19 protein-coding genes are annotated in these 20,797 nt (G+C 34.5%); 16 read left to right on the forward strand and 3 right to left on the reverse strand.

Annotation, left to right across the window (positions count from 1 at the left end):
* Positions 1-309: 309 nt before the first annotated feature.
* Genes NEH75_RS09030 through NEH75_RS09040 form a run of 3 tightly spaced genes read left to right on the forward strand, consistent with a single transcriptional unit; the run spans position 310 to position 4,471 of the window.
* Positions 310-1,974: a glycoside hydrolase family 13 protein gene (locus tag NEH75_RS09030; RefSeq protein WP_055306060.1), complete on the forward strand. Its 1,665-nt coding sequence runs from the start codon at positions 310-312 to the stop codon at positions 1,972-1,974.
* Positions 1,975-2,010: 36 nt separating this feature from the next.
* Complete coding sequence (locus NEH75_RS09035) at positions 2,011-3,666, forward strand: PTS transporter subunit IIBC (RefSeq protein ID WP_055306061.1); 1,656 nt, start codon at positions 2,011-2,013, stop codon at positions 3,664-3,666.
* 10 nt (positions 3,667-3,676) lie between these two features.
* Complete coding sequence (locus NEH75_RS09040; RefSeq protein WP_055306062.1) at positions 3,677-4,471, forward strand: endonuclease/exonuclease/phosphatase family protein; 795 nt, start codon at positions 3,677-3,679, stop codon at positions 4,469-4,471.
* 179 nt (positions 4,472-4,650) lie between these two features.
* Here NEH75_RS09040 and NEH75_RS09045 read toward each other — a convergent pair whose 3' ends face one another.
* Complete coding sequence (locus NEH75_RS09045; RefSeq protein WP_055305858.1) at positions 4,651-5,313, reverse strand: hypothetical protein; 663 nt, start codon at positions 5,311-5,313, stop codon at positions 4,651-4,653.
* A 194-nt stretch (positions 5,314-5,507) separates the two neighbouring features.
* Here NEH75_RS09045 and NEH75_RS09050 point away from each other — a divergent pair, with 194 nt between their 5' ends.
* Positions 5,508-6,062, forward strand: coding sequence for a Yae1 family protein (locus NEH75_RS09050; RefSeq protein ID WP_262948793.1), 555 nt, complete (start codon positions 5,508-5,510; stop codon positions 6,060-6,062).
* A 422-nt stretch (positions 6,063-6,484) separates the two neighbouring features.
* Positions 6,485-7,096: a hypothetical protein gene (locus tag NEH75_RS09055; protein ID WP_055305856.1), complete on the forward strand. Its 612-nt coding sequence runs from the start codon at positions 6,485-6,487 to the stop codon at positions 7,094-7,096.
* Between the two features lie 82 nt (positions 7,097-7,178).
* Here NEH75_RS09055 and NEH75_RS09060 read toward each other — a convergent pair whose 3' ends face one another.
* Complete coding sequence (locus NEH75_RS09060; RefSeq protein WP_055305855.1) at positions 7,179-8,039, reverse strand: hypothetical protein; 861 nt, start codon at positions 8,037-8,039, stop codon at positions 7,179-7,181.
* A gap of 726 nt (positions 8,040-8,765) precedes the next feature.
* On the opposite strand from NEH75_RS09060, the gene NEH75_RS09065 reads away from it, so the two are divergent.
* The 11 genes from NEH75_RS09065 (at position 8,766) to NEH75_RS09115 (ending at position 19,144) form a co-directional block, all read left to right on the forward strand.
* Complete coding sequence (locus NEH75_RS09065; protein WP_055243607.1) at positions 8,766-10,478, forward strand: glycoside hydrolase family 13 protein; 1,713 nt, start codon at positions 8,766-8,768, stop codon at positions 10,476-10,478.
* Between the two features lie 220 nt (positions 10,479-10,698).
* Complete coding sequence (locus tag NEH75_RS09070) at positions 10,699-11,346, forward strand: hypothetical protein (protein ID WP_055275712.1); 648 nt, start codon at positions 10,699-10,701, stop codon at positions 11,344-11,346.
* A gap of 64 nt (positions 11,347-11,410) precedes the next feature.
* Entirely contained in the window at positions 11,411-11,650 is a 240-nt protein-coding gene (locus NEH75_RS09075; RefSeq protein WP_055243611.1) for a hypothetical protein, read from the forward strand.
* 765 nt (positions 11,651-12,415) lie between these two features.
* Entirely contained in the window at positions 12,416-12,589 is a 174-nt protein-coding gene (locus NEH75_RS09080; protein WP_237252561.1) for a hypothetical protein, read from the forward strand.
* A 4-nt stretch (positions 12,590-12,593) separates the two neighbouring features.
* Positions 12,594-13,145 (forward strand): type II toxin-antitoxin system PemK/MazF family toxin, encoded by a 552-nt coding sequence (locus tag NEH75_RS09085; protein ID WP_055243617.1) that lies wholly within the window; start codon positions 12,594-12,596, stop codon positions 13,143-13,145.
* Positions 13,146-13,977: 832 nt separating this feature from the next.
* Positions 13,978-15,630, forward strand: a complete 1,653-nt coding sequence (gene aspD / locus NEH75_RS09090; RefSeq protein ID WP_055305852.1) for an aspartate 4-decarboxylase — start codon at positions 13,978-13,980, stop codon at positions 15,628-15,630.
* A gap of 141 nt (positions 15,631-15,771) precedes the next feature.
* Positions 15,772-16,254: a Cys-tRNA(Pro) deacylase gene (gene ybaK / locus NEH75_RS09095; RefSeq protein ID WP_055305851.1), complete on the forward strand. Its 483-nt coding sequence runs from the start codon at positions 15,772-15,774 to the stop codon at positions 16,252-16,254.
* A gap of 1 nt (position 16,255) precedes the next feature.
* Positions 16,256-16,519, forward strand: a complete 264-nt coding sequence (locus NEH75_RS09100; RefSeq protein ID WP_055305850.1) for a DUF1294 domain-containing protein — start codon at positions 16,256-16,258, stop codon at positions 16,517-16,519.
* A gap of 897 nt (positions 16,520-17,416) precedes the next feature.
* Positions 17,417-17,773 carry a hypothetical protein gene (locus NEH75_RS09105; RefSeq protein WP_055243626.1) on the forward strand — a complete coding sequence of 119 codons (357 nt, stop codon included), beginning with the start codon at positions 17,417-17,419 and terminating at the stop codon, positions 17,771-17,773.
* 611 nt (positions 17,774-18,384) lie between these two features.
* Positions 18,385-18,633, forward strand: a complete 249-nt coding sequence (locus tag NEH75_RS09110; protein WP_055275717.1) for a GIY-YIG nuclease family protein — start codon at positions 18,385-18,387, stop codon at positions 18,631-18,633.
* A 124-nt stretch (positions 18,634-18,757) separates the two neighbouring features.
* Positions 18,758-19,144: a Fur family transcriptional regulator gene (locus NEH75_RS09115; RefSeq protein WP_055243631.1), complete on the forward strand. Its 387-nt coding sequence runs from the start codon at positions 18,758-18,760 to the stop codon at positions 19,142-19,144.
* A 50-nt stretch (positions 19,145-19,194) separates the two neighbouring features.
* Here NEH75_RS09115 and NEH75_RS09120 read toward each other — a convergent pair whose 3' ends face one another.
* A complete protein-coding gene (locus NEH75_RS09120; RefSeq protein WP_055275719.1) occupies positions 19,195-20,565 on the reverse strand; it encodes an MATE family efflux transporter in 1,371 nt (456 codons plus the stop codon).
* Positions 20,566-20,797 lie beyond the last annotated feature (232 nt).

Consider the following 20,797-nt stretch of genomic DNA (forward strand, 5'->3'; position numbering starts at 1 on the left):
CGTATACGGAACCGTACGTACGGTGGTGTGAGAGGACGATGATTAAATTAATTAATTATCTCCTACTCGATTTTTAGACAAAATAAATTTTATAACTATTTTTATACAAAAGAACAGTAATTGTCGAAAAACGTGTTATCGGTTACATGTTGATTGTCTGTTGTCTTCTTATTGTGAAAGCGATATAATCAAGGTGTCGAAGAAAGTAATGCGTTTACTTTCGGAACAGTTTCTGTTGTAAACGTTTTAAATGAAGGTGACACTTTACCATAAGCAGCAGGAAAGAAGAAAAAGGAGTCGTATGAGAAGATGAATAAAGTATGGTGGAAAGAAGCTGTGGCTTATCAAATCTATCCAAGAAGTTTTATGGACTCGAACGGAGATGGAATTGGTGATCTCAACGGTATTATTTTAAAACTTGATTATTTAAAAGCGTTAGGAATCGATGTCATATGGGTGAGCCCATTTTATAAATCACCAAATGATGACTGTGGTTATGATATTAGTGACTATAAAGATATTATGGATGAGTTTGGAACAATGGAAGATTTTGATCGCTTATTAGAAGAGGTACATAAGCGTGGAATGAAATTAATTGCAGATTTAGTCATCAATCATACGAGTGATGAACACCCATGGTTTATCGAATCTCGTTCATCGGTTGATCATCCAAAACGAGATTGGTATATTTGGCGTGATGGAAAAAATGGGGAAGAGCCGAATAACTGGGAAAGTATCTTCAGTGGTTCAGCTTGGGAATATGATGAAAATACTGGACAATACTATATGCATCTATTCTCAAAAAAACAACCCGATTTAAACTGGGAAAATGCTGAAGTACGTGAAGCATTATATGAAATGGTGAATTGGTGGTTAGATAAAGGAATTGATGGATTCCGAGTAGATGCGATTAGTCATATTAAAAAAGAAGAGGGATTAACAGATATGCCAAATCCCCACGGATTAAAATATGTTTCATCATTTGATAAACATATGAATGTGGAAGGGATTCATCCTTTATTAGCCGACTTAAAAGCAAATACGTTTGATAAATACGATATTATGACGGTAGGAGAAGCTAACGGCGTTAAAATTGAGGATGCTCATCTATGGGTTGGCGAAGAAGAAGGAAAATTTAATATGGTGTTTCAATTTGAACACTTAGGCTTATGGAAGGATAATGGCGATCAAGGAACAGATGTCCGTCAATTGAAAAAAATCTTAACAAAGTGGCAAAAAGGATTAGAAGGTGTCGGATGGAATGCGTTATACATTGAAAATCATGATTTAGCCCGTATTGTATCCACACTGGGGGATGATCAAAACTATTGGAAAGAAAGTGCTACATCTCTTGGAATGATGTATTTTATGATGAAGGGAACACCATTTATCTATCAAGGTCAAGAAATTGGAATGACGAATGTTCAGTTTGATAAAGTAGAGGATTATCAAGATGTTCAAAGTACGGGACTTTATTATTCTAAACTTGAACAAGGAATGAGTCATGAAGATATTATGGAAATTATTTGGGCCACAGCACGTGGAAATAGTCGTACACCGATGCAATGGAGTCATGAAGCAAATGGTGGATTTACAACTGGAACACCATGGTTAGCAGTTAATCCAAACTATCAAACCATTAATGTTGAAGCACAAGAAGAAGATCCAGATTCGATTTTAAACTTCTATAAAGAAATGATTGCTTTAAGAAAATCAGAAGATATCTTCGTTTATGGAACATATGACTTAGTGTTTGAAGATCATCAAGAGATTTATGCTTATACACGAACATTAGGTGAAAAACGTGTGCTTATCTTATGTAACTTAACGAATAAGCAAACAAGTATTAACTTAGAAAAGATCACAGTTTCAACGGATCAGTTATTATTATCAAATATCCCAGTTGAGGAACATGAGTCAATTCAAGAGTTAACATTAAAGCCATTTGAAGCACGCATCTACAGCTTAAATTAAGCTATGATGATATAGAGTTATTAGGAGGGAATAGTTATGAAAAAACCAGGATTTATGTCGTTTGATTTCTGGCAAAAATTTGGAAAGGCCTTAATGGTTGTAATTGCTGTTATGCCAGCAGCGGGGATTATGATTTCTTTAGGGAAATTAGTTGGAATGTCAGGGGGAGATATTGCTGTTATTGCAACGATTGCTACAGTGATGGAAGATATCGGATGGGCAATTATCGGAAATTTACATGTCCTATTTGCGGTTGCCATCGGGGGATCATGGGCAAAAGAACGTGCAGGTGGAGCATTTGCGGCTTTAATCGCATTCTTATTAATTAACCGTATTACGGGAGCATTATTTGGAGTATCAACAGCAATGTTGGCAGATCCAACTGCAACCGTTCAATCATTCTTTGGATCTGAGATGGTTGTTTCAGATTACTTCACTGAAGTTTTAGGCGCATCAGCTTTAAATATGGGAGTGTTTGTTGGGATTATCTCAGGGTTCTTAGGAGCATCATTATTCAACAAATACTATAACTTTAATAAATTACCACAAGCATTAGCCTTCTTTAATGGGAAACGATTTGTTCCATTCGTTGTTATCGGTGGATCAGTAGTGACAGCATTAGTTTTATCAATTATTTGGCCATTTGCTCAAGGAGCTTTAAATAACTTTGGTCAATGGATTGCAACTTCACAAGATACAGCACCAATTCTTGCACCATTCGTGTATGGAGCAGGTGAACGTTTATTATTACCATTCGGTTTACACCATATGTTAACTATTCCAATGAATTATACAGAATTAGGTGGAACGTATGAAATCTTAACAGGTTCAAATGCTGGACAAATCGTTGCAGGTCAAGAATCTTTATGGTTAGCTTGGGTAACAGATTTAAATAACTTAAAGTCAGCAGGTGATATGGAAGCTTATAACTCGTTATTAAATGCAGTGACTCCAGCTCGCTTTAAAGCAGGTCAAGTTATTTTATCAACTGCATCTTTAATGGGAGCTGCCTTTGCCATGTTCCGAAATGTCGATTCAGATAAAAAATCAGCATACAAATCAATGTTTATTTCAGCAGCATTAGCAACATTCTTAACAGGGGTATCTGAACCATTAGAGTTTATGTTCATGTTTATTTCACCTGTGTTATACTTATGCTATGCAATTTTAGCGGGATTAGCATTTGCTTTAGCTGATATTATTAACTTACGTATCCATGCTTTTGGTATCATTGAGTTCATTACTCGTATTCCAATGATGGCGAATGCAGGATTAACGGGAGATATGATTAACTTTGTCTTAGCATGTTTAGGATTCTTTGCTTTAAACTTCGGGGTGTTCAACTTTGCGATTAAAAAATTCAAAATTGCAACTCCGGGACGATTAGGAAATTATAATGAAGAAGATGAAACACAAGGAGAAGGATCAACATCAACAACAGCAGCATCTGGTAGTCAATTAGCAAATGATATCATTTTCTTGTTAGGTGGAGCTGAAAATATTGTAGATGTAGATGCTTGTATGACTCGTTTACGTGTGACAGTTAAAGATTCAGGAACTGTTTCAGACCAACCAGATTGGAAAGCAACAGGAGCATTAGGATTAATCATTAAAGATAATGGAATCCAAGCGATTTATGGACCAAAAGCAGACGTGTTAAAATCAGAAATTCAAGATATTTTAGGTCTATAGGAGATTATTTATGAAGTTATTAACCTTAAATTGTCATGCTTGGCAAGAAGAAAACCAAATTGAAAAAATTCAACATTTAGCACAAGTCATTAAAGAAAAACAATATGATGTCATTGCTTTACAAGAAGTCATGCAGTTAATTGACACAACGACTTCAGAGAAAGTAAAACAAGATAATTATGCAGTCGTTTTATTAAGTGAATTAATGAAGTTAGGCGTTAATGATTATAAATTTGTGTGGGATCTTGCTCATATTGGGTTTGATATTTATGAAGAAGGATTAGCCATTTTAACACGATGTGAAATTAACAATGCAAAATCTTTTTTAGTGACAAAGAGTGACGATATTAAAAACTTCCGTACTCGTCGTGTCATTGGGTTAGAAATCATGCATGAAAATCAACCCGTTACGGTATACTCATGTCATTTAGGTTGGTATCATGATGAAGAAGAGCCATTTCAAGGGCAAGTGAATGAATTAGTTGCGCAGTTAAATCCAAATCATCTCAATATCGTTATGGGAGATTTTAACAATGATGCAAATATTCGTGACGAAGGATATGACTATTTATTAAGTAAAGGTTTAATCGATACTTATAAGGTAGCGAACATAAACGATGAGGGAATGACCGTTGAAGGTAAGATCGATGGGTGGTCTGACAATAAAAAAGATTTACGTATCGATCTAGTTTTAACGAATCAACCAGTCAGAGTCAAGTCATCACATGTTATTTTTAATGGCAAAAATAAAGAAGTGGTCTCGGATCATTTTGGTGTCGAAGTGGAATTAGAATTAACTCATTAATACAAAACCCCGCTACTTTGGTAGCGGGGTTTTTATGAGGTAGGGAAAAGCTGTACTTTAGTTTCTTAGACCGATTAAAGGATTCAGGTAAGTAAAAATCTTTTCTGGAGTTTATTAAATTATGAAAATAACCATTAAACGAACATAAAAAGCAGCTGATAGATTTCAGTTGCTTTTTATTAGATTTCAGTTGGTTGAGCGATTTCTAATGCTTTAACCTCTAAGTTTTGACGACGGTTATCTAAAGGGTTTTTATTAATGTGATGAACACGGAACCCTGGTTGACAGTTTGTTAAATAAGTATCTAGGTAAACACGTCCTGCTTCTGTATGAGCAATGGCATAAGGTTGACCATTTGCTTTCTTCTGACAAACCCATGTATATTTTTCATTTACGACTTGATCCAGGTCTTCAGCAGAAATTAATGCTTTATTGACTAAGTTTCCATAGCGGTCCTTTAAATGAATGGCAATGACCTGATTCTCTAAAACCTCATAATCGTTGATTTGACGACGATTATATATTTCTAGGTTCGATTTTCGATTATCTAATAAATCACCGTTTAAATGACGGATTGGTGCGTTAGGACTTGTTCCTAAGACGGTTGATTGTAGGGTAGGTTTAATATAACGTTTTTTACCTTTTTGAATAACTTCTGTACTGGTTTGAATGATATAGTTATTAAAGTCTTTATTCCATTGGGCATGCCACGTTCCTAATGCTTTAACTTTTTCAAGATCTTCTAAATCAAATTGAGCCGTAAAGGCTTTTCCTTTTTTGTTGAAAACTGTTAATTTAACCACATCATTATCGATTTCATATTGATTGTTATTTTGCGTCATCCTGATGATCACCTCTATTGTATATTCTTTCTAATCCATTAGGTCATTATAACAAAAGATGTTAGATATTTCTATGGTTAAACGATAAATATCAACATCAGACAAGAATATGTATAAAAGCATATGCAAAAATAAAGTTCATGAATAAATTATAGTGTAGTTGAAATTAACATGTTCAAAGGAGCTGAAGAAATATGCGTAATAGAAATAATAATAATATAAATACTACTAATTTTGACCCTGATTCAATCTTTAATTTTGATAATGACGATGATAATTGTGGATGTAGAAGACGAAATCGTCGTCATCCTGATGATCGAGAACATGATCGAGAACGTCGCCATCCTGATGATCGAGAACGTCGTGATCGTCCAATCATTACAAGTGGAGATGTTTTAGCAACTGGAAATGTATTTGCAACAGGGAATGTTTACCGTGTAGGTAACTCAACTAATTCTACAATTAGTAATCAGAACTTGACTTCAAATACATCAAGTACATCAGGTATATCAAGTACGCGAAGTACGACTGGAACATCTATGATGCGCGGTGGATGTTGCTGTCGCAGTCGCAGTGCTTATCAACAAGGTTTTAGAGATGGATGTCGTCAAGGTTATCAACAAGGTTTTAGAGATGGGTACCGCCAAGGATCAAACAATGGATGCTGTTTTGGAAACAGTCGATTCACAGCAAATAATTCAACTACAAATAACAACATGAACAATGATGATGATTTCTTTTTATTCTAGACATTAATTAATTCATAAAAATGAGTTATATCTAAGCTGTTGTTATGACAAGTTAGATATAACTTTTTTAATAATAGGATTTGACTAAAGTCATGTGAACTCGTGTGATGTGAATAGTTAGGATCATTCAATGATGATAAACTAAATAAGGGGAGTTATTGTTAATGATAGCGTGTTTTTTATAAGTGACTGAATCAAGCTTGTGTGCCTATGTTCCAACAGTCAGATAAGGAGGTAGCTGCATCGCAAGTTAGTGGCTATTAGATAGTGCTCATTATGAAATATTGGTCTTGTTGCTAGCGGATTTAGTTTGAGTATTTTCTAGAATTCATAGTGTCTATAGGCCAAACTATATCCATTATTTTTATAAATGAATAAGTTATACTGTAGTTGAAATTACAACGAACAAAGGGGACAACGAAATGTATAATAATTATAATATTACAACTAAATATCTTGATTGTGATGAAAGTTTTAGTTTTGAACAAAACAACGACTGGGAATATGCTGAAGAAGACGATGATGAAAGAAAATATGATGCTAAAGAGGCACGTCATAAAGACTCTGACAGAAAAGAACGTTGTAAAAAACAGCGAGATAAAAAAGAAGATGAGAAAGAACGAGGAAGAGGTAAAAAACCGCCTCTAAAACCTCATGAACGTCCAATCATGACAGATAAAGAAGTATTAGCAACCGGAAATGTATTAGCAACAGGGTCTGTTTATCAATTATCTGGTAATAGGGGAATGGCTGCTTCACAAGCGAGTACAAATACAGCATCGATGTATAACGCTTCTGATGAATGGATGGGAAGTTATACGTCTTCATCAACAACCTCTTCTCAATCTGCTAATCAAGAATACAGTAATCAAGGATCTAGTAACTGTCAATGGGGTCAAAATTGCTGTTGTTGTGCTCGCCGTGCTTATCAACAAGGGTTACGTGAAGGTTATCGTCGCGGATGGTGCGCTTGTCGTCGTCAAAATTGCTGCAAATGTTGCGGTAGAAACAACACGTTTGGAAATGACTTCTGATTTTAATTGATTAAAACAATGACAAAAAAGGTGTAGAATCAGCATTCTACACCTTTTTTTCAATCTATTCTTAAATCAGAAATTATTTATTTTCTAAAGCTTGTTCGATTAATGGTAAGTAAGAACCAACTTTAATTGATACACCAGAAACTGCATCAGTGTGTCCATCTTCATCAGTTAAGTTTACTTTTGATAAATCAAAGTTGTTTGCAACGATGAAGTCTTCTAATAAGTCCATTTGCTCATGCCAAGCTAATTCTCCACCCATGTCATAAGTTCCTTCTTCAGAAGCGGCACGTTTAGAAGATCCGTCTTCTTGAATCATATCGATGTTTAAGTTAACAGCTTTTCCATTATCATAAACGATTTCGATGATATTAGTTCCTTTTTCACCTTCGATTTCTGTTGTTTTCACACCAGAGAATTCAAAGTCAGTATTACCTTGTGCAACAGCATCGATCAATTCTTGTACTAATTGTACATAAGTTCCAACTTTAATTGATACTCCTGTTACTGAATCTGTATGTCCAGCATCATCAGTGATGTTGATTTTTGTTGTGTCAAAGTTATTATCTGCTAAAGCTTTTTCTAATTCTACGATTTGTGCATCCCATTGTAATGCACCTTCTTCTGTGCTCATTACGTATTCACCACTAGCAGCTAATTCTTTTTTAGATTGCCCATCCATTAATACGTCGATATCAACTGATGTAGGTTTTCCGTTTTCAAATTCCATGACGATTGAAACAACATCAGTTTTTGCTCCAGTTGGATCATATAAACGTTCGTAAGTTAATGCTCCTGTGTATCCTTCAGTTGTCTCTGAAGGAGATTCTGATTGAGTTGTTTGTGGTTGTTCTTGTTCTTGTGGTGTCTCATTTGAGCAAGCCCCTAAGAATAAGACAGCTGAAGCTAATGCGATTAAAAGTTTACCTTTTAACATGTGTTTATACCCCCTACGTTTAATTTTGTATCTCAAAGACAAGCTATATTCTAGCAATAAAGGAACAATAAAGTAAGTCCTTTTTGTGTTTTTTTTAACAAAGAACATAAAAAAAACATAAAAAATGTTGAAAACTAGTATGGAATTGGCTGTAGATGGTATAAAATGCAAAAAAAATATGGATATATTGTATAAGTCGTGAATTTTATAGTAATAGATAACGTTTTATGGCATATTCGCCATATTGAACTAAATATTGAATGGGGATGCACCGATTAGCTCGGTTAACACTTATCATTCAGTGATGGGGATTAAGATAAGAGGATTGAAAATAAGCACAGGAATGACATGAAAATTTATGATTTAATTTTCGAAATGAGACGAATGTCTTATTGGTGAGATGAATTATGTGATTTAGTAAAACGTCTGATTTATTTAAAGAGACGAATCAAGTTATTGTAAGAGAGAAAATCCAGACAGTGATTAGGGATTGGCTAACAGCAAGTTCAACCTTATTTATAGGATTAAATATTAATTTCTTTTATAATGTAACGAACGATTAGTTTGTGGCAGTGCTTACGTCCCTTTCACCTAAAACAAAAATGAGAGATTATACCAATAAAGTGATAACATGGAATCGATTACAGTTAGGAAGGATTAGATAGTGCTTATGACCTATGATAAAATGGTGCTGTAACTAACAAAAGCTAAGAGGGGATGAAGTTAATGACAGGAGCAGAACGTAAATGGTGGAAAGAAGGCGTAGGATATCAAATCTATCCAAAAAGCTTTTGTGATAGCAATGGAGATGGAATTGGTGATTTAAAAGGGATTATTAGTAAACTAGATTATTTGGCTTATTTAGGAATCAATATTATTTGGTTATGTCCTGTTTATCAGTCACCAATGGATGATAATGGATATGATGTGTCGGATTATTATCAAATTGCTCAAGAATTTGGAACCATCGAGGAGTTTAAACAATTATTAGAAGAAGCTAAAAAACGTGACATTAAAATTGTGATGGATTTAGTATTAAATCATACCAGTGATGAACATCCATGGTTTGTTGAGGCAAGAAAATCAGTTGATAGTCCTTATCGTGACTACTATATTTGGCAAAAAGGAAAAGTCGATGAATTTGGAAATGAAACAGAGCCAACGAACTGGGCTTCATTTTTCACACCGTCTTGCTGGGAAAAAGATGAGGCGACAAATGAATATTATATGCATATTTTTTCAAGAAAAATGCCTGATTTAAACTGGGAAAACGAAAAAATGCGTAAAGATTTATATAAAATGGTGAAATGGTGGCTTGAATTAGGAATTGATGGATTCCGCGTTGATGCGGTAGCGCATCTTGATCGCGATTTAACGTTTACTGATTCAACATTAGAAAGTGATGGCCGATATAAACCAGATTGGTCAAAATTTTCAAATCTTCCAAAGGTTCATGATTACTTAAAAGAGTTAAATCAAGAAGTGTTCTCAAATTATGATATGTTTACTGTTGGTGAAGTAGGTGGAGGAGCAAGTGTAGACGATGCTTTATTATATGCATCGACTTCATCTAATGAGTTAGATATGGTATTTACGTTTGATCACTGTTGGTTAAATAATGGGTTTAATTCGTTAAGTGAAACATGGAGTAATCAAACCGATTTAATCGAACTTAAGAAAGTATTTAAAAAATGGCAATTAGGTTTATATAATAAGGCATGGAATCCACTTTATTGGTTAAATCATGATCATCCACGTGTCATGTCACAATACGGTAGCCCGATTCATTATCATAAAGAATCTGGAAAAATGTTAGCGACAAGTTTATTTATGATGTGGGGAACGCCATTTATTTATAATGGTGAAGAAATTGGGATGACAAATGCTAATTATGAAAATTTTGAAGATTATCGTGATGTTTCAGTTCTTGAAAGTATTGACCTCTTATTGCAAGCAGGACATCCAAAAGAATTAGTTAAACGTCATATTGCCGTAACGGCACGTGATAATGCAAGAACACCAATGCAGTGGAGTAATGAAGAAAATGCCGGATTTAGTACGGCAACACCATGGATTAAAGTAAATCCGAATTATCAAACGATTAATGTTCAAGATCAAATCAATGACGAAGATTCAATTTTACAACATTACCGTAAATTAATTGAATTAAGACGTTTTAGTTCTTATAAAGATGTCATTGTTTACGGTGAGTATACACAATTAAGTGAGAACCATCCGAATGTTTATGCTTATTTAAGAACATCAAATGATCAACAATTATTAGTTGTCTCAAACTTCTTTGAGAAACCTGCGATTATTTGTTTACCTAAATTTACAGCTAAACAAATTATTTTATCAAATTACAAAGATTCATCGATGCAGTTATCTTGTTTAACTCTAAGACCATTTGAATCGATTATTTTTGAACTAGAGAAATAAATTAATTGAATCTTAGTGTCCGGCATGAAACTACTGTTGAATCAGTTTCATGCCGGATTTTTTTAGAGAAGAAATAGGGTTCATTGCCTTCGTTAGGAGGTGTTACTGAAAGTTAAACACAGGATTCAATTTCAAAAATAGAAAACGGTTGCATTTATGCTACTCAATCTCTAAATTATTTGGTAAAATAGACCCATCATAAGATAAAGGGGGAGTAGAGATGGTGAAACAAAATATTAAGTTAAAAGAGATGACCATGAAAAAACGATGCAGTTATTTTTGGGATTATTATCGATATCATGTGATTGGGGCTTGTTTAATTCTTGTATTGATGGGAACTGTTATAAGGGAGGTAGCTAACCAGTCAACTATTTTGCTAAATGTCGTGATTTCAGAAATGATCAATGAAAGGACGGATGTAACGGAGTTAGAACAGCAGTTAACTCAACTAGTTAAGTCTGAAGCAGAAGAGAACGAAACGATTCGCATTTATACTTATCCTTTTAATAATATCGAAAGTAGTTCTAGTGATTTAACCCAAGTCTATTTAGAGAAGTTTGTTGCTCAAGTGGCTATTAGTGAACTGGATGTGTTTATCTTGGAGGAGAATGATTTCTCATATTTTTACGAACAAGGACTTTTTAAACCACTGGATGAACTGTTACAAGAAGTAGAGGGAATCGATTCAAGTGATTATCTTTTAGCAGAGGATGACCATGTTTATGCCATTCGATTAGAGGGAAATAAGTTATTAGAGGCCAAAGGAATAGAGACAAAAAATAAAGTTGTGACGGTCTTGAGTAATTCGTTAAGACAAGAGGAGAGTGCGGACTTGATTTTAGCTCTTTTAAATAAATCATTCAAATAGCTATTGTCTTAGCTATTTTCCATTGATAAAATTAAACTAAGCTAGATGAATAAAGGAGAACGTTGTGAAAGTCGCTATTCAACTAATGATTTTGATGGCTTGTTTTATAATCGTGCTAAAACAGTACCGAAGACAGCCTCAGATGTATTTGTTAGTCACATTAATAACTTTAGGTTTATTAGGTTTAACTAAAAGTATGCTACCTTGGATTGAAACGAAAGGGTTACGCTATGGGTGTGTGATTATTGCATTGATTGGTTGTGTATGGAGTTATTATCTGATTCAAAAACAAGAAAAAAAATAAAAAAAGACCTTAAGACCTTGCAGAAGTGGCCAGGGATGATGAGGTCTTTTTTTGTTTGAGTGGAATGAGACAAAGGAAAAGTCAAATTTTTTTCTATTTCATATAGTATCGTGGGGGAAGGGTTCACCCCCGTACCGTTCTATGGATAGATAGCTAAATCACAGATATTGCTTCTGGCTTTTATTTGTCTCACTTGACGTAGTAAACTTAACTAGAAGAATAAAATTCATCAATCCCTCAGGAGATGAGTTGAAATGAAACAACTATTAGATTAGTTAAAGTGGCGTGTCAGAAATTATGGATTTTAGCTAAGTTTATTTTCATTAATTCCACTGATGGTTCAAGTATGTGGAATCGAGTTAATTCCCAATTATGATCTATTCGGTCACATTATTTTAAGAATTTTAGTCTTATATGGAAATCATTTGAAATAAAAAGTTGAGGATCTTTTATTAGAGTCTAAATCTACTAATGAAGATTCTAATAAGTATTTAAAACAGGAATAAAAGATGTGGTAACGTCAAAAAAGACGTTACCCCTTTTGTTAACCATATGAGGAAGAGTTTTTAGTCGCTTCTTTTTTCATGAATAAAGTTGTTAAATCTACGATTCATCGGGCGATTACATATATTTCAAACCTAAAGACGAATAAGATACAGTAGAGCAAGGATTGTAGTTGTTTTAAAGTAGGATAAGAACTTAGGAAATCTCTAATTCGAGGTGAAGAAAATGGTTAATCGAGGCAAAGATGGGTGGAATAAAGGTATGTTACAAAGAGAAACAAAGTCTTCCTCAAGTACGCGTAACCACAAAAAAACACCTCTTCAACAATTTGACGTCGCGGCTTTCTTTGAAGAAAATTTATTCGATATCATTGACTTAGAAGAAAATCGTTCAGGTGTTAAAGAGTTTGAAGATGCTGTGAAGAAAGAAGAATAATCGAATGGATTTACCCCGACTTGTTCAAAGTAAAGATATCCATCGAGGGAAAATCTTCTATGTCGCATTACCGTATACGCAGGGAAGACCGTTTCGGTTTGTCGAGAAAGATGGACAGCATGAAGACTTATATCGAATCATCGAACGACCAGATGGATTTGAAGGAGTCTCAGAACCTGAAACCGGAAAACGTCGTTCAGAAAGTCTTGAAGTGGTGACAGGAATTAAGTTACGCCCATGCATTATTATTCAAAAAGATCAGTATAACCATAATGAAAAGTATCCATTTGTCGTCGTTCTACCGATCGCGACATTAACGAAAGAACATAAGCAGCGCCCTATTTTTAAACGACTCATTGAACATAATGATTTGGATCAGTTCTACTATCTTGGAAATGACTGTTACATTACCGTGAATGATCCAAAGCGTGTTTATAAAAATACGTTATTTTATGTAGAGGGGCGATTAAAAATTGAAGAAAGCGACATTGATATGGATGAATTAATGATGCGCTTTGCTGAGTGCTTAGCTGTCAAAAAAATACGTTCAGAATAAGTAAAGGATACGTAAGGAGGAATGAGCTCACATTCCTCTTTTTATTTTTCGCTCTGTTAGACCATGTTATTGAGGTTTTAAAACGTTGATAGCGTTGCCTTTTAAAGAAAATTAAAATTTCTATTGGATTAGACAAATAGACGTTATCTTATATCGGAATAGTTTCATTTATCAAAGTTTTATTTTTAGAGGAAGGATGAAATGAGATGTTAGAAGTCCTTTTAATAAAGGTTGAGAAGGCGAGCTATTATCCTATTTTTTATCATAGAAATGGTGGCCCTTTTCTTATGAGCATATTAAAAAGATGGAACGATTTAGTGATTTATTTGGTGGTAGTTCATGGGGGGGTGCAATAATCATGCTAGTCTAAGGTGTCATATTGTACAAAATAAGAGGATAGGTTATAGTTAGTATCTTAGGATCTATGCCCCAAAAGGTGATGACTATAATCGGTTCAAAATGAATGAGGTGATGGCGGTAGATTGATCTCATGTCATTCAGTTAGATTAAACGAGAATAAAATATCGAATATTATGTTAAAGCTATTTGTTTTCAATCAAGAGTATGGTAAATTAGTTATGCTAGATGAAGCTTTTAATCGTAGATTGGTTAGATGACCAGATTGAATTTGGTATTAATTATATATTGATTCAAAGAATGAGTTGATTTCTCTCATCACAAGAGGATTAATATCAGTGATTCTTTGATGGGGAATAACATCTAACATAGCTTTTGTTTTTAAATCAGAAGCTATTTATATCTAGCAAAATCCGGCCTTTATTAGAAAGTGTGGAAGGATAGGTAGTTGATAATAGAAGGGTATCGAACAAGTATGACAACAAAGAGAAATTTAAGAAGAAATGACATTAAACAATTAATTGAAAAAGTAAAAACATTAAGTCCATTTGAATTAAAAGATGAATTTATTAAAATGGCACAAAAATCAAAACAGGTGAGTAATCATCAGATTTTAAATGCAGGACGTGGAAATCCCAATTGGACGGCGGCTACACCACGCCAAGCCTTTTTTACCTTAGGTCAGTTTGCTGTTGAAGAAACGCAGTTAACATGGTGTGAGGGGGATTTGGCGGGAATGCCACAGCAAGAAGGAGCCTATGAGCGCTTTTTAGCCTATGTTCAAACGCATAAAGAAGCCCCAGGTATTGATTTATTGCGTGCCATTGTGGAATATGGAATTGAAGAACATCAGTTTAATCCAGATGCTTGGGTCTTTGAATTAGTGGATGGAATCATTGGTGATAATTATCCAGTTCCTGATCGAATGCTGATTAAAATTGAACAAGTGGTTAAAGATTATTTAATAAAAGAAATGGGTGGAGATGTTAAAACGTCGACGCATGATTTATTTGCTGTTGAAGGTGGAACAGCGGCGATGTGCTGTATTTTTGATTCACTAAAAGCCAATTATCTTTTAAAACCAAAAGATAAAATTGCGTTATTTGTGCCTATTTTTACTCCATATGTTGAAATTGCAAATTTACCATCCAATGAGTTCGAGATTGTTATGATTCATGCATCTGAGGTAAATGAAGATGGGATACCAACGTGGCAATATCCAAAAGAGGAATTAGATAAATTAAAAGATACAAGTATTAAATTAGCTTGTGTGGTCAATCCAAGTAATCCACCAGCAGTTGCGATGAGTGAAGCATCAATGGCTTATTTAAATGAAATTGTCACAACCTATCATCCTAATTTAATGATTATTACAGATGATGTATATGGGACATTCTGTGATGGGTTTAAATCATTAATGGTAACGATGCCATACAATACATTAGGTGTCTACTCTTATTCTAAATATTTTGGGGTGACAGGATGGCGCTTAGGTGTCATTGCGTTAGCTAAAGAGAATGTTTATAACGACTTGATGGCAAAGTTACCAGCCGAAGAAAAACAAATCTTACACCACCGTTATGAAGCTTTAACAACAACACCTCATGCCATTCCGTTTATTGATCGCATTGTGGCAGATAGTCGTCAGGTTGCTTTAAATCACACGGCTGGATTATCGACGCCACAACAAGTACAGATGGCCATTTTCTCAGTCTTTGCGATTCTTGATGAAGAAAATCGTTATAAAGAACAAACAAAAGCTATTTGTCGTCGTCGTGAGCAATTAGTTTACAATGAGTTAAAAGGTTATCCGTATCTTGAGAACCAATTGAATACGGCTTATTACAATAAATATGATTTATTAGTTTGGGCAAAATTAAAATACGGGGCATCATTCGCCACTTATTTAGAAAATGAACGAAGTGTTTTAGAATTTTTATTTGATCTTTCACATCGCTATGGCATTGTTCTTTTAAATGGAAGTGGATTTGAAGGTCCAGCGTGGTCTATTCGTGTATCATTAGCTAACTTAAACGAGCAAGATTATCAACAAATTGGTCAAGCCATTAATGAACTATTTGATGAATATGCTAAAGATTGGCGTCTACATCAAAAAGCGTTTGCGTAGTTTTTAAACTGATAAATGAATCAAAACCTCCCTCATCTAGCGTAGATGTGGGAGGTTTTTACATAAATCTAAGGGAAAGGTATGATAAACTAAGAAAATCATTGTATAATAAATTTATCGAATAATCAGGAGGTTAACATGATGTCAAAAGTTAAAACAAATGCCATACGCATACTAGATAAACATAAAATTAGTTATGAACTCATGACGTATGAAGCGGGGGAGGCTATTGATGGGGTTTCAGTTGCAAATAAAATAGGACGTGATCCAGAAGAAGTTTTTAAAACGCTGGTGACACGAGGAAATAGTAAAGAGATTTATGTTTTTGTCATCCCAGTCGCTAAAGAATTAGATTTAAAAAAAGCAGCTAAAGTGGTGAAAGAGAAAAAAATTGAGATGATTGCAGTCAGTGAGATTAATAAATTAACTGGATATATTCGAGGTGGGTGCTCACCAGTTGGAATGAAGAAAAATTATCAAACGATCATTCATGAAAGTGCAAAAGACCTTTCTTCATTTATTGTGAGTGGAGGAAAGATTGGATTACAGATGGAACTCAATCCACAAGATTTATCAAAGGTTATTTCAGTCGTGTTTGATTCAGTTGTTGTGGAGGAATCATAGGATGTGGTGGTTTGTTTGGATTGGCATGAATGTAGTGGGCTATACGTTAATGGGAATTGATAAACGACGTGCCATTCAGGGAAAGTGGCGAATCAGTGAAAAAGCATTATTTACATGCGCCGCTTGTTTTGGAAGTTTTGGAGTGTACGCGGGCATGCAGCAATTTCGGCATAAAACGAAACACTGGTCTTTTAAAATCGGCATTCCTTGTTTGATGGTCATTCAACTCTTATTGGTTAGCTATGGCTTTCAAATGATGAAATGACAAAAAATGTAGTATAGACGATGGTATGAGGTAGAAGTTTATTTTTAAAACGGACGGGATGAAGCTAGGTCAACACCGACCTACTTTTTTTACATGAGGAAGTCGAATAAGAGGGATAGGAAATGAAAACAGCAATCACCTGGTGGAAGAACTGCAGGGATGAGACAGTCCTATTTCCATCAACTCATCTTTGTTATTTACAAGAAGCGTTAAATGAAATCATAAGCCTAAGATGCAGGTAGTCGTTTATGCCATTAGAGATTTAGCGATTGAGGCTACTTTAAATTTATTGGATCACTTCAATGTCATTAAGATTATTGATATGGAATTGTCCGTTGTCAAATCACGATGATGGGTTATTAGAACGATTGGTAAAGCTGAATATATTCACTTATACTCAACTGGTTTTCTTAAATTTTGATATGCCAATTATTAATCGTCGTATGGATAAGGGGGATTTTAAGCATTATACGCCTTTAAAATAATGTTGAATAAAGGGATTTATATTTCCCTTGGAACGGATGGTGGGGTTGAATATGTCTTAATTTATATTGTGCGATCATACGTCAAGATTTATCGGGACAACTAGAATCAGGTGGAATATAAAAGAAGCTTTAACACTTAAAGAGTGTGTAAAAGGTTCGTTAAACGTTGGAAAGTTTGTGGACTTTATTGTTTTAAATCAAGATATCTTTGAATTGGAGCCGATCGATTGATTAAAAACTGAAGTGTGACAAACATTTGTGAATGAATGTTGTGTTTATGAGGCGAGTTAAAGTAGAAAACATCAAATTTTAATTCATTTTGGCTATTACTTTGGAAATCATCACCTCAGAACTCATGTGAGAGTTTTATGCTGCATATAGTTAAGTAAGGCACATAAAGGAGTGTGAGGAGATGATTAAAGACTTAGACAAGATTCATCATCAACGAAATGGATTTGTTCGTGTCGGATTATTAATTGAATATCTTGATCAACTAGCGGAGTTAAAAAAGTTAGAGATGGGAACTTATGAAGCAGGTGATGGAGCATTAGTCAGATATGTCGTGGTAGCAAAAGGTTGGAATCATGCTGGATCCTATATTCAATTATTATATATCCCAAGGCCATATGGTAAGAGATATCGGTTTTTACTTGGGAAAGTAGAAGATCCGATTGATTATTATGAACAATTTGACTGTTACTTAACAGATGCTATTCCGATGACAGAAACTTTAATTGAATATATCGTCAATCAGAGTGAACAACTTTAATCATTTTGATGGGGGAGGACATGATTTATAAAGAGGGTGTGCTGTTTTACGATTGAAACACCTGGGATTTGTCCGAATTGGGGGAAGTTAAAAAGAGTTAAAATCAATGAGTTTATGATCTCAAGAGTTAGAAGTTCCTCAAATTTATTATGAATTAGAGTCATGTGAAGTCAGAGCAAATGATGTTTCGCCGCTTGAATTAAAGATCTTAGAACCCTATGATGTCTTAGAAATAGACCTATCGGATAGCCGCCAAATGCAGAATCGTTTTGATTAATGGAAGGTTAAAATGCTGCACGTTATGAACAATTCGTTAAGCTAGAGGTAGCGGGTATTATTTGATTTAGTAGGAATGTCATTGATGACTCCAACTTAACAGATAGGGAGGTTCAAGAATTAAATCAAGTGTATTAGTCTGACGAATCAATTTGTCATTACGTTAGAATTTCTGGTTCTACTCGTAGAGGAGATTAATCCATACTTAAGAATTATTAAATAAAAAAGATAGAATCCTATCTTTTTCTGATTGACAAAATTTATGATTTGTCAATTAGAATTCACTTCGGTAAAATAGGGAATAGATGAGGTTGGAAGAAGTAAAGGAGAAAGAGATGCACTGGATTTATATTGTAGAGTGTTCAGATGGAACGTACTATACGGGGTATACACGAAATGTTGAGAAACGGATTAAAGAGCATAATGAATCTAAAAAAGGAGCAAAGTATACTCGATGCCGTCGTCCCGTTGTCTTAAGATATGCAGAAAGTTTTGAAAGTCGTCAAGCAGCTTGCCGACGTGAATATGAGATTAAGCAATTATCACGTGTGAAAAAAGAAGAGTTAATCAAAAAGAAAGCTTAAGTTTATATGGTGAAGCATATTGACATTCTCAAACTATTCTTCTATACTTAAATTAGTAATCATTATTATTATAATATTGGTATATACTATAATTGGGTATTAAAATGTAGAATAGGTGGTTTAGATGAAATATTCAAAACAACGAGAAATGATTTATAATTGTATTAAGGATAACCCGATGCATTTAACTGCCGATGCCATTTATGAAATGTTAAAGAAAGATAATCCGAACTTAAGTTTAGGGACTGTTTATCGTAATTTATCGCAGCTTGCGGATCATGATATGATTAGAAAAGTCAGTATTCCTGGCTATCCTGATCGCTTCGATGGAACCTTAGAAGATCACTTCCACTTTTTATGTTTAGAGTGTGGAGAAGTTCAAGATTTATTCATTCAAGAATTATATGGAATCGGATCAGTTGTGGAACAATCAACAGGTGCCGACATCTCAAAATGTGAAATGGCATTTAAAGGTGTTTGTCCAAAATGTAAATCAAAACACGTTAACTAAAAAAATCCGTTTAGATAATATCTAAACGGATTTTTTTAAGTTTCAAGCTCCTATTCTTGTGGGGAATGGACAAATGTTTTACGGTAGAATATAATAAAGCAAATGACTGTTGTTAAGGCTGCAATAATATCAGCGACGGGTTCAGCCATGAAGACTAAGTCTAATGGGGCCATAAATGCTTTTAGTGTCGCTGGTAAAATGAAGATTAATGGAACTAATAGGATCATCTTACGAAGTAAGGCAAGTACTAATGAGATTTTAGCTTGTCCTAATGCTAAAAATGTTTGTTGGCAAGCAACTTGTACACCAAAAACGAATATTCCAGCGAAGAAAATACGAAGACTACGAGAGGTGATGGCCACCAATTCTGGTTTATCATTAAAGATATTAACGAAGACTTCTGGAACGAGCAGGATGCCTAACCACATCGTAGTTGTATAAATCAAGCAAACAATTAGCAACAGGATAAAGGTTTTTTTGACGCGATCGAACTGTTGCGCTCCGTAGTTGTAACTAATGATCGGTTGAGCTCCTGAGGTTAATCCCATTAAGGGTAATAAAATAATTTGATTCACACTACTGATAATCGTCATGGCACTAACTGCTAAATCTCCCCCATAGTGTGCTAATTGATTATTTAATGAAATTAATACAATACTTTCTGTTGCTTGCATAATAAATGGTGAAACTCCAAGGGCCATGATAGGTAAGACCACTTTTGGTTCAGGGATTAAGAACTCTTTTCTAATCTTTAATGTACTTTTCTTACCGAATAAGAAGCGAATGACCCAAATGGCTGAAATAAATTGAGCGGTAATCGTTGCAAATGCAGCTCCTTTAACCCCTAAATTGAGTCCAAAAATGAAGATGGGATCAAGAATAATATTAACCACTGCTCCAACCATTACGGTCATCATCCCGATTTTAGCAAAGCCCTGTGTATTAATGAAAGGGTTCATTCCAATAGCGATTTGAACAAATAATGTTCCTAGAATATAAATACCTAAATAATCATTGGCATAAACTAAGGTTTGGCTACTAGCGCCAAATGCTAATAATAAAGGCTCTTTAAAGATTAGTAAGCTCATCATTAATAAAATTGAAAGGATAACTAGCATAGAGAGTGCATTGCTCATAATTTTTTCTGCCCCATCATGATCTTGTTCTCCCATTTTTATGGCTGCGAGTGGGGCACCTCCCATTCCGATTAAAGCACTGGTTGCTGAGATTAGCATGATAATTGGGAAGGCTACGCCAATACCTGCCATTGCTAAATCTCCTTCTGGTAATCGGCCAATAAAAATTCGGTCTACGATATTATATAAAACATTGACTAACTGGGCGATAATAGCGGGAGTAGCCAATTTGAAAAGGAGTTTTCCAATAGAATCTCTCCCTAAATCTGTTGTTTGTGTAGACATCATATTCCTCCTATAGAAAATAAAATTACTTTTCTCATCAAATAATGATACTATATTTTGACGTAAGGGGAAATATGAAATGGAAAAAAATAAGTTAGCTTTATTGGTTATTAGAATGAATCAAAGGAGTGTGTTGGATAAATGGCATGAGAAAGAGAAGCTCAAGCTAGACCTTGTTTCTTATTGGATTTAATAAATCATCAAGATGAGACGATGATTATGAAGCAAATCA

The organism is Turicibacter sp. T129 (assembly GCF_025594975.1).
GTDB classification, from domain to species: Bacteria; Bacillota_I; Bacilli_A; order MOL361; family Turicibacteraceae; genus Turicibacter; species Turicibacter bilis.